Raw genomic sequence first — 9695 nt, 5'->3', positions numbered from 1 at the left:
ACCCGGACGAGCTGGGCGCGGGCACCCGCGGTGCGGGCCTTCTGGACGGTCACCGCGTCGGAGAGTGTCCAGCCGCGCCGAACGGCGGGGACCACGACGGCGGGGTTGAACACCCCGAACGCCGCCGCGACCAGCTCACCCGGGACCTGTCCGAGGATCGACCCGCGGCTGGTGAAGTACGCGACCATCTCGGGCGCCGCGACCCCGCGGCGCAGGCCGGGGCTGGGATCGAAGCCGAGGCCCCGGTAGTTCTCGTGGCACTCGGGGGCGAAGTAGACCTGCCCGGTGACGGGCTCGAGCGCTCCGGCGAGCGCACGGGCGGGACGGACCACGGTGTCCTCCTCATCGCTTAACGTTCGTTCAGTAGAGTACGGGTATGGAGCGGACGATCGCGACGGCCGACGGGATCACCCTGCGGGTCACCGAGGAGGGCTCCGGGCCGCCGGTGGTGCTGGTCCACGGCTTCCCCGAGCTCGGCTACTCGTGGCGCCACCAGCTCCCCGCCCTCGCCGCGGCGGGATACCGGGCGCTGGCGCCGGACATGCGGGGCTACGGCGGATCGTCGCGGCCCGAGCGGGTCGAGGACTACGACGTCCGGCAGCTCACCGGCGACCTCCTCGCCCTGCTCGACGAGCTCGGCGAGGAGCGGGCGGTGTTCGTGGGGCACGACTGGGGCTCGTCCGTCGTGTGGAACCTCGCGCTCCTGCACCCCGAGCGGGTGGCCGCGGTGTGCGGGATGAGCGTGCCCTTCACCCCGCGTTCGCGGCGGCTGCCGAGCGTCTCCTGGGCGGAGCGGTACGCCGACCGCTTCTTCTACATCCGGTACTTCCAGCGGCCCGGCGTCGCCGACGTCGAGCTGGCCGCGGACCCCGCGCGCACCATGCGCGGCATGCTGTGCGGGCTGCGGGCGGGCGACGGGACCGCACTGATCGGCCCGGACGACGGCCGCGGCGTCGTCGAGCGGCTGCCGCAGCCCGCGGACCTACCGGACTGGCTGACCCGGTCGGACCTGGACCACTACGTCGCCGAGTTCGCGCGCACCGGGTTCACCGGCGGCGTGAACTGGTACCGGAACATCGACCGGAACTGGGAGCTGACCCCGCAGCTCGCGGGCGCCCACGTGACGGTGCCGAGCCTGTTCCTGGCGGGCACGGCCGATCCGGTCCTGTGGATGACACCGCCGGAACGGCAGGTCGAGTACCTGGACGACCTGCGGGGCCGGGTGCTGGTCGAGGGCGCCGGGCACTGGGTGCAGCAGGAGCGTCCGGCCGAGGTGAACGCGGCCCTGCTCGAGTTCCTACAGGGTCTCTGACACCTGGCGGCGCACGTTCTCGTTCGGGAAGACGAAGCGCCGGAAGGCCCACCAGCGGAAGGCCATCCCGACGAGGGTGCCGAGGATCTGCCCGCTGACGAAGTCCGCGACCTCCTGGGTGAGCAGCGACACCGCGGGGACCTGGAGGTCGAACAGGTAGCGCGAGGCGGCGAGCGGGGCGGAGTACACCGCGACCCCGATCCCGCTGATCAGGAAGAACAGCAGCGCCTCGTGGTGGCGCTCGCGGCCGCCGCGGGTGCGGAAGGACCACTCGCGGTTGAGGACGTAGGACACGATGGTGGCCACGAGCACCGCGATGACCTTGGCGGTGAGCGGCTTCTCGGCCAGGACGGTGCTCTTGAGGACCAGGAAGACCGCGGTGTCGATGATCCAGGTGGTCCCGCCGACGGCGGCGAACTTCAGCAGCTCACGATGCCGGAAGGCGATGTCGCGGTACGGCTGCGGGATGCGCGCGAGCGTCGCTTCGACCAAGGACACTCGATCGATCGTGCCAGAGGGAGGAACCGGACACCTGTTCGGGTGGTGGTTCCGACGCAGGTCACACCCGCGGCGCAGGTAGGCTCCCGACACCGTGGACACCCCTTCCCCGAGTCGAGACTTCCCGGTCGTCGGGATGGTCGGCGGCGGCCAGCTCGCCCGCATGACCCATCAGGCGGCGATCGGTCTGGGCCAGACCCTGCGCGTGCTCGCGGTGAAGGCGGACGAGCCCGCCCCACTCGTCACCCCCGCGGTCGTGGCGCGCGGACCGGATCTCGAGTCGCTGCGGGCGCTGGCCGTGGGGTGCGACGCGGTGACCTTCGACCACGAGGGCGTGCCGCAGGAGGACCTGCGCGCGCTGGTGGCCGACGGGGTGGCCGTGCGCCCGCACCCCGACGCCCTGCTGCACGCCCAGGACAAGCTCGTCATGCGGCGCAGGCTCTCGGCGATGGGTCTGCCGGTGCCTGCCTACGCCGAGGTCACCGCGCCCGCACAGGTCGAGGACTTCGCCGCCGAGCACGGCTGGCCGGTCGTGCTCAAGGCGGCCCGCGGGGGGTACGACGGGCGCGGGGTGTGGTTCCTGCGCTCCCCGGACCCCGACCTCGTGGCCGAGCTGCTCGCCGCGGGGACCCCGCTGCTGGTGGAGGAGGCCGTCGAGATGTTCCGGGAGCTGGCCGCGCAGGTGGCGCGGTCGCCGTTCGGGCAGGCCGCGGCGTGGCCGGTGGTCGAGACGGTCCAGGAGGAGGGCCAGTGCGTGGAGGTCCTGGCCCCCGCGCCGGGGCTGTCCGAGGAGCGTGCGCTGGAGGCCCAGGGGATCGCCCTGCGGATCGCGCACGAGCTCGACGTCACGGGCCTGCTCGCCGTCGAGCTGTTCGACACCGCGGCCGGGCTGGTGATCAACGAGCTGGCCATGCGCCCGCACAACTCCGGCCACTGGACCATCGAGGGTGCGCGGACCTCGCAGTTCGAGCAGCACCTGCGGGCGGTGCTCGACTACCCGCTGGGCACGACCACGATGACCGCGCCCGTGGTCGTCATGGCCAACGTGCTCGGCGCGGACAAGGCCCCGGAGATGACGGTCGACGAGCGGATCCACCACCTGTTCGCGCGGTTCCCGCAGGTCAAGGTGCACATGTACGGCAAGGGTGAGCGGCCGCTGCGCAAGGTGGGTCACGTGAACGTCCTCGGCTCGGACCTCGCGGAGGTCCGGCGGACGGCGGTGCTGGCGGCCCACTGGCTGTCCACCGCCGAGTGGGAGGACGGCTGGTCGGTGCACTCCGGTGGCGGGGTGCCCACGGAGACGGGGGTTCGCGCATGAGGGTCGGCGTGATCATGGGCAGCGACTCGGACTGGCCGGTCATGGAGGCCGCGGGGACCGCGCTCGCCGAGTTCGACGTGGAGTACGAGGTCGGCGTCTACTCCGCGCACCGGACCCCGCAGCGGATGCTGGACTACGCGCGGTCCGCGGCGGACCGGGGGATCGGCGTGATCATCGCCGGCGCCGGTGGCGCGGCGCACCTGCCGGGCATGGTCGCGGCCGCCACGCCGCTGCCGGTGATCGGCGTCCCCGTCCCGCTCACGGTGCTCGACGGCATGGACTCGCTGCTGTCGATCGTCCAGATGCCGGCGGGGGTGCCCGTGGCGACGGTCGCGATCGGCAACGCGCGCAACGCGGGACTGCTCGCCGTGCGGATCCTCGCGGCGACCGATCCGGGGCTGCGGGCGCGGATGGTCCGGTTCCAGGAGGCCTTGGCGGACATGGTCCTGGAGAAGGACCGGGCACTGCGCGAGAAGCTCTGAATTATCCGTGGCGAGGACGCCGTCGGCGGTCGTAGGGTGGTCGTACACAAGAAGGGAGGTGGTCCGACGTTGATTTCCACGAGGACTTGTGAGGTGGCTGCCCGCTAGGCAGCACAGGACGTCTTCCTGACGGCCGTGGAAGCCGGGTTGCCGGCGTAATCCCAGGCAGTCACCGTTGGTCCCCGGGCCCGAGCCCAGTCCAGCTCGGCGTGCGTCTCCGCGAGGAGACGGCCCGGGGATCACCCATTCTCAGCGGGTCCCAGCGCCGCCGCCTCGGCGACCAGCTCACGGAGCACGTCGACGTCCACGCGGCTCAGCGAGGTGAACCGCACGCAGGACTTCCCGATCGACGCCTTCGGCAGCCGGTCGACGTAGGACTCGGCGAGGTACGCGCCGTCCTTCGCGCAGCTCACGTAGAGCGAGAGGTGCCGCTTCTGTGCGGCCAGCGCGATGAGGACGCCCTCCCCCTCCCGACCGCTCGCATAGCGGTAGTGGTGAGGCCCGTACCCCAACATGCCGTACTGGATCACCCTCTCCAGCTCGGGCGCCGTCTCGCGGATCAGCGCGTCCAGCGCGGCGACGTCCGCCCGCCGCTTCTCGTCGACGGAGGCCAGGTACTCGTCCGGGGTCACGCACCCATCTTGGCCGACTTCCGGTCCGATGTGTCGGACTCGCGCGTCGAAAGCGAGGGACTCGCGCGTCGGAACCGGGGGACTCGCGGACCGGCTCCGCGAGTCCCCCACTCTCGACGCGCGAGTCCCCCGCTTTCGACGCGCGAGTCGGACATCAGGCCTCGAGGGTGCGGGCGACCTCCTCGAGCCGCCTCGTGACCGCCTCCAGGTCGGGGGTCTCGCGGAGTGGCAGCAGGTCGGCCACCTTGCGGAAGTGCGCGACGCAGGCGGGCACGTCGTCCGCCGTGCCGCCCTCGGCCAGCCACCGCCGCAGCGCCTGGTTGTGCGCGGCGACGATCGCCGCCGCGGTGACCGCCGCGCGCAGGTCGCCGTCGGGCACGTCGGCCAGCCGCCGGGTGAGCTCGCGGGTGAACAGCCGCCGGTAGTGGTGCACCATCGCGGCCTCCCGGTCGCGCAGCGCGGGCACGGCATGGACCAGCACGAACCGCTTGCGCGCGGTGTCCGGGTCGGAGAGGTAGAGGTCGAAGACCGTCTCGCCCGCGCGGAGGGTGAGCGAGAGCAGCGGCTCGGTGGGGTGCGCGGTGTCGAACACCTCGGCCACGCGGGCGAGGCCCAGCTCGTGGTCGGGGGAGACCGAGTCCTCCTTGCTCGCGAAGTAGCGGAAGAAGGTCCGGCGCCCGACGCCCGCGGCGGCGGCGATGTCGTCGACCGTCGTGTCGTCGTAGCCCCGCTCGGCGAACAGGTCCACCGCGGCGCGCACCAGGTCACGACGCAGCTCGGCGCGCCCCTCGGGGGAGCGGCCGCGACGCGTGACGGTGGTCTCGGACACGGCACGGAGGGTAGCAAGCGCGTTGTCTCGTGGCACGGAGTGCCGTTAGGCTGGTGTCACCCCCGGACACCGACGTGTGGAGAAGAGATGCAGAACGCCGACTTCGACGCCTACCGGCTGAGCGAAGAGCACGAGGCGCTGCGCGAGGCCGTGCGGGCACTCGCCGAGAAGGAGATCGCCCCCTACGCGGCGGAGGTCGACGAGCACGCCCGGTTCCCCGTCGAGGCCAGGGAGGCGCTGGTCAAGGCCGGTTTCCAGGCCGTCCACATCCCGGAGGAGTACGGCGGCGAGGGGGCGGACGAGCTGGCGGCGTGCATCGTGATCGAGGAGGTCGCGCGGGTGTGCGCCTCGTCGTCGCTGATCCCCGCGGTCAACGGGCTGGGGTCGGTGCCGATCCTGCTGTCGGCGTCGGAGGAGCTGAAGAAGCAGGTCCTGCCCTCGCTGGCCTCCGGCGAGGCGATGATCAGCTACGCGCTGTCCGAGCGCGAGGCGGGATCGGACGCCGCGTCGATGCGGACCCGCGCGCGCCGCGACGGGGACGACTGGGTGCTCAACGGCACCAAGTGCTGGATCACCAACGCCGGCGAGTCCACCTGGTACACGGTCATGGCGGTGACCGACCCGGAGAAGAAGGCCAACGGCATCTCGGCGTTCGTGGTCCACAAGGACGACCCCGGCTTCGAGGTCGGGCCGAAGGAGCGCAAGCTCGGCATCGCGGGCTCACCGACCCGCGAGATCTACTTCCAGGACTGCCGGATCCCGGGCGACCGGATCATCGGTGCCGAGGGCACGGGCTTCAAGACCGCCCTCGCCACGCTCGACCACACCCGTCCGACGATCGGGGCCCAGGCCGTCGGGATCGCCCAGGGGGCGCTCGACCAGGCCGTCGCCTACGTCAAGGAGCGCAGGCAGTTCGGCAAGACGATCGGGGAGTTCCAGGGCGTGCAGTTCATGCTCGCCGACATGGCCATGAAGGTGGAGGCCTCCCGCCAGCTCGTCTACGTGGCCAGCTCACGCGCCGAGCGCGGCGAGAAGAACCTGGGCTTCATCTCGTCGGCCGCCAAGTGCCTGGCGAGCGACACCGCGATGCAGGTGACCACCGACGCCGTCCAGCTCTTCGGCGGTGCGGGCTTCACCAAGGACTTCCCGGTCGAGCGGATGATGCGGGACGCCAAGATCACCCAGATCTACGAGGGCACCAACCAGGTCCAGCGGATGGTGATGGCGCGGTCGCTGCTCAGGTGAGTTGCGGTCCATACTGCCCGGATGCGCAGTGAGGCGATGGCCGCGCTCGACGTCCTCGTCGGGGACTGGCGGTTGACCCTGTCCGACGCGTTCTTCCTCGAGGAGGACGAGGTCCACGGGTCGGCGCGGGGCGAGTGGGTCGGGGAGGCCTTCGTGCTCCTCACGGTCGAGCTCGGGGGCGGCGGGCCGCAGTCCCTCGTCCTCGGCCGCAGCGACGCGAACGAGGCCTATGCCGCCCTCTACCACGACGAACGCGGCGTGAGCCGGCTCTTCGCGATGGACTTCGGCGACGGCCGGTGGGGCCTGCACCGCGAGGACCCGGACTTCCACCAGCGCTGGGTCGCCGAGGTCTCGCCGGACCGGATCGCCGGGCGGTGGGAGGCGTCGGAGGACGCGGGTTCGACCTGGCGGAAGGACTTCGACCTGGTCTACGAGCGCGCGTGATCCGGCGCCTCCGGCTGTGGCCGCCGCGGCGCCGGGTGGCAGGGTGTGCACTGTGGAGCGCCCTCCCGACACGCGGCTCGCCGCGGGGATCGTCGACGTGTTCGTCTACGTCGTCGTCCTCAACCTGTTCGTCGAGTACTTCCCCGCGGTGGTGAGCGAGACCTTCACGCTGTCGCTGCTCACCGCCGTGCTGCTCAAGGGCGTGCTCGAGCTGGTCGTGGCGGCCAAGGAATGGGTGAAGGCGCGGTTCCGCGCGGCGTCGTCGGTCGCGGGGCGGGTGCTGGCGGGGTTCCTGCTCTGGCTCGTGTTGTTCGGGAGCAAGTTCCTCGTCCTGGAGCTCGTCCGGCTCGTGTTCGGCGAGCGGGTGCAGCTCGGCGGGTTCTTCGCGGTGACGCTGCTGATCCTCGTGCTGATGGTGGGCCGGGCGGGGGTGCGGCGGCTCGTCGCAGGCTGACCCCGCCGAAGGGGTCACATCAGGAAGCGGAAGAGGGGGGAGTCCGGGGGGATCCGCTCGATCTGCGGCGGGGCCGCCTCCATGCGCTGCAGGAGCGGGCCGAGGTCTGCGGGGTCGCCCAGCTCGATCCCGACGAGCGCGGGGCCGGTCTCCCGGTTGCTGCGCTTCGTGTACTCGAAGAGCGTGATGTCGTCGTCCGGGCCGAGGGTCTCGTCGAGGAAGCGGCGCAGGGCACCGGGCTCCTGCGGGAACTCGACCAGGAAGTAGTGCTTGCGGCCCTGGAAGACCAGCGCGCGCTCGACGATGTCGGCGTACCGGCTGACGTCGTTGTTCCCACCGGAGAGCAGGCACACGGTGGAGGAGTTGTGCGGGATGTCGAGCTGGCCGAGCGCGGCCGGGGCGAGCGCGCCCGCGGGCTCGGCGATGATCCCGTCGGACTGGTAGAGCGCGAGCATCTCGACACAGATCCGGCCCTCGTCCACCGGGTGCAGCTCGACGTCCGCGGCCTGGGCGATCGGGAACGTCACGTCGCCCACCCGGCGGACCGCGGCGCCGTCGACGAAGGGCTCGACCTCGGGCAACGTCGTCGGGGCGCCTGCCGCCAGCGCGGCGGCCAGGCTCGCCGCACCCGCGGGCTCGACGGCGATGACCCGCACCTCGGGATGACGTTCCCGCAGGTAGGTGATGGTGCCCGCGAGCAGCCCACCGCCGCCGACCGGCACGATGATCTGGTCCGGCGGGTCCGCGAGCTGGCTGAGGATCTCGCGTGCGACGGTGCCCTGGCCCGCGACCGTGCGCGGGTCGTCGAACGCGGGGACGAGGGTGGCGCCGGACTCGACGGCGTCGGCGGCGGCGGCCGCGGCGGCGTCGTCGTAGGTGTTGCCGACGACGATCGTGCTGACCACCTTCCCACCCAGCCGCGCCACCCGGTCGCGCTTCTGGCGGGGGGTGGTGCGGGGGAGGTAGATGCGCGCGGTGACCCCGAGCCTGGCGCACGCGAACGCCACGCCCTGCGCGTGGTTGCCCGCGCTGGCGCACACCACGCCGCGCTCCCGCTCCGCCGCGGTGAGCTGGGCGATCAGGTTGTAGGCGCCGCGGATCTTGTAGGACCGCACCGGCTGGAGGTCCTCGCGCTTGAGCCAGACCTCGCCGCCGACCGCGTCGGAGAGTCGCGCGGAGATCTGCAGGGGGCTCGGCCCGATCACCGCGCGGAGCCGCCCGGCCGCCTCGTCGACGTCGGCGGCGGTCACGGTCGCGGAGGGGGCGCTGGTCACGGTCTCACCGTAGCCGGCGGGGTGGTGGGGGATGCGGGTGACCTGGGCCCGGAGCGTCTGCACGTTTCGTGCTCTCAGTGCGGTTCACACAGCGCTGAGTGTACGTAGACGGCGATCTTGCCGCGCTGGGAGCACGAAACGTGCGATCTTGGTCCGCTGAGTGCACGCCTCGCTCAGAGGCGAACGGTGCACTTCTCGGACTGGTACCTGCGGTCCAGGCGGGACTCGTCCGGGTTCGCGACCTGGACCAGCGAGGCGCCCGCGGAGAGGACCGCGAGCAGGCCGTCGAGCAGGTCGCTCGGGATGTTCCAGTCCCGCGTGGACAGCACCCGGTCCTCGGCGGAGAGGCCGAGCGCGGCGGCGCGGTCGGCGACACGGGACGCGAGCTCCGCCGTGGGCATGCCGTCCAGCGCCGCGGCGGAGCCGGGGACGGGCTCCCAGGGGACGAACTCGTCGCCGTGCAACCGCACCTCGGTGGCGAAGTCGATCACACCGTCGGGCAGGCCGTCGATGCCTCGGCCGAACGCGTCGAGGGAGAGGGCGAGTACCCCGCCGGACGGCTCGGCGGCCAGCGCGAGGTCCACCCGGTCGCGGTCGCACAGCACCCAGTCGGCGGCGGTGGGCTCACCGACCACCTCCGCGCCGCAGGACCACGCCGCGAGCAGCACCGCGGCCGTCTGCCAGTGGGCGGGGAGCAGGACGGCGACCCGGCCGCCGGGCTCGACGTCGCACTCGTCGCGCAGCAGGTTCGCGGCCTTGGCGACCCAGTTCGCGGTGGTGACGGCGGAGAGCTCGATCCGCTCGCCGGTGGCGTCGTCGTAGAAGGTGACCAACGGGCGGGCGGGCGCCGCGCGCAGGATCGGGTCGAGCAGGATCGCGGTCAGGGACACGAAGGTCGTTCTACCCCACCGCCGTGATCGTCGTTCGGGCGCCATCCGCGCCACATACGGCGTCGTTCACCCCGAACCGACGATCAGGGGCTCAGTCGATGCATGGCACGCCGCCCGCGTTGACCGCGGGTGCCGGGGTGGGTGTCCCCGACGTGGCCGCTGCGGACGACGTGGCCGCCGACGCCGTGGTGGCGCCCGCATAGTCCGTGCCCAGCAGGACCTGCACGTGCCCGGGCCCGACCTCCGCCGACTGCTCCACCCCGAGCCCGCCGAGCTGCGCGGCGACGGACTGGGCGGCGGCCTGGCCGTCGCCGGAG

12 protein-coding genes and 1 pseudogene are annotated in these 9695 nt (G+C 72.4%); 6 read left to right on the top strand and 7 right to left on the bottom strand.

The features are described 5' to 3' along the window. The coding region (locus H5J29_RS10500) for a helix-turn-helix domain-containing protein (protein WP_446686473.1) at positions 1-332 on the bottom strand (332 nt) is incomplete at its 3' end. A gap of 44 nt (positions 333-376) precedes the next feature. Between H5J29_RS10500 and H5J29_RS10495 the strand changes: the two genes are divergently transcribed. Beyond that, positions 377-1312, top strand: coding sequence for an alpha/beta fold hydrolase (locus tag H5J29_RS10495; protein WP_181780739.1), 936 nt, complete (start codon positions 377-379; stop codon positions 1310-1312). Here H5J29_RS10495 and H5J29_RS10490 read toward each other — a convergent pair. Further along, positions 1298-1810: a GtrA family protein gene (locus tag H5J29_RS10490; RefSeq protein WP_181780738.1), complete on the bottom strand. Its 513-nt coding sequence runs from the start codon at positions 1808-1810 to the stop codon at positions 1298-1300. The genes H5J29_RS10495 and H5J29_RS10490 overlap by 15 nt on opposite strands. Positions 1811-1904: 94 nt before the next feature. Here H5J29_RS10490 and H5J29_RS10485 point away from each other — a divergent pair, with 94 nt between their 5' ends. Further along, on the top strand, positions 1905-3128 hold the full coding sequence (locus H5J29_RS10485; protein WP_312858148.1) for a 5-(carboxyamino)imidazole ribonucleotide synthase: 1224 nt from the start codon (positions 1905-1907) through the stop codon (positions 3126-3128). Further along, positions 3125-3610, top strand: coding sequence for a 5-(carboxyamino)imidazole ribonucleotide mutase (gene purE, locus H5J29_RS10480; protein ID WP_181780737.1), 486 nt, complete (start codon positions 3125-3127; stop codon positions 3608-3610). Before H5J29_RS10485 ends, purE begins: the two co-directional genes overlap by 4 nt. Positions 3611-3849: 239 nt before the next feature. Here the strand turns inward: purE and H5J29_RS10475 are convergent, their stop codons facing one another. Together H5J29_RS10475 and H5J29_RS10470 are read right to left on the bottom strand one after the other, a co-directional pair. After that, entirely contained in the window at positions 3850-4242 is a 393-nt protein-coding gene (locus tag H5J29_RS10475) for an iron chaperone (RefSeq protein ID WP_181780736.1), read from the bottom strand. A gap of 154 nt (positions 4243-4396) precedes the next feature. Next, positions 4397-5071 carry a TetR family transcriptional regulator gene (locus tag H5J29_RS10470; RefSeq protein ID WP_181780735.1) on the bottom strand — a complete coding sequence of 225 codons (675 nt, stop codon included), beginning with the start codon at positions 5069-5071 and terminating at the stop codon, positions 4397-4399. Positions 5072-5158: 87 nt separating this feature from the next. Here H5J29_RS10470 and H5J29_RS10465 point away from each other — a divergent pair, with 87 nt between their 5' ends. From H5J29_RS10465 to H5J29_RS10455, 3 genes are read left to right on the top strand one after another with little or no spacing between them, the layout of a single operon-like run. Further along, positions 5159-6316, top strand: a complete 1158-nt coding sequence (locus H5J29_RS10465) for an acyl-CoA dehydrogenase (protein WP_181780734.1) — start codon at positions 5159-5161, stop codon at positions 6314-6316. Positions 6317-6337: 21 nt separating this feature from the next. Further along, entirely contained in the window at positions 6338-6760 is a 423-nt protein-coding gene (locus H5J29_RS10460; RefSeq protein WP_181780733.1) for a hypothetical protein, read from the top strand. A gap of 52 nt (positions 6761-6812) precedes the next feature. Next, positions 6813-7214, top strand: coding sequence for a hypothetical protein (locus H5J29_RS10455; protein ID WP_220187230.1), 402 nt, complete (start codon positions 6813-6815; stop codon positions 7212-7214). 14 nt (positions 7215-7228) lie between these two features. On the opposite strand, the gene ilvA is transcribed toward H5J29_RS10455, so the two are convergent. The 3 genes and pseudogenes from ilvA to H5J29_RS10440 all read right to left on the bottom strand — a co-directional run. Beyond that, positions 7229-8464, bottom strand: a complete 1236-nt coding sequence (ilvA, locus tag H5J29_RS10450) for a threonine ammonia-lyase IlvA (protein WP_181780740.1) — start codon at positions 8462-8464, stop codon at positions 7229-7231. 197 nt (positions 8465-8661) lie between these two features. After that, on the bottom strand, positions 8662-9378 hold the full coding sequence (locus H5J29_RS10445) for a TIGR03089 family protein (protein ID WP_312858147.1): 717 nt from the start codon (positions 9376-9378) through the stop codon (positions 8662-8664). 91 nt (positions 9379-9469) lie between these two features. Beyond that, a pseudogene (locus H5J29_RS10440) lies at positions 9470-9695 on the bottom strand (LCP family protein); the annotation flags it as partial.

The sequence above is a fragment of the Pseudonocardia pini genome, assembly GCF_013870575.1.
GTDB classification, from domain to species: Bacteria; Actinomycetota; Actinomycetes; order Mycobacteriales; family Pseudonocardiaceae; genus Pseudonocardia; species Pseudonocardia pini.
The sequence above is the reverse complement of the archived record's forward strand: the minus strand, read 5'-3'. Positions and strand labels throughout refer to the sequence as shown.

Coding starts and splice junctions, on each gene's coding strand:
- H5J29_RS10495 (WP_181780739.1), top strand. CDS start 377: ATGGAGCGGACGATCGCGACGGCCGACGGGATCACCCTGCGGGTCACC.
- purE (WP_181780737.1), top strand. CDS start 3,125: ATGAGGGTCGGCGTGATCATGGGCAGCGACTCGGACTGGCCGGTCATG.
- H5J29_RS10465 (WP_181780734.1), top strand. CDS start 5,159: ATGCAGAACGCCGACTTCGACGCCTACCGGCTGAGCGAAGAGCACGAG.
- H5J29_RS10460 (WP_181780733.1), top strand. CDS start 6,338: ATGCGCAGTGAGGCGATGGCCGCGCTCGACGTCCTCGTCGGGGACTGG.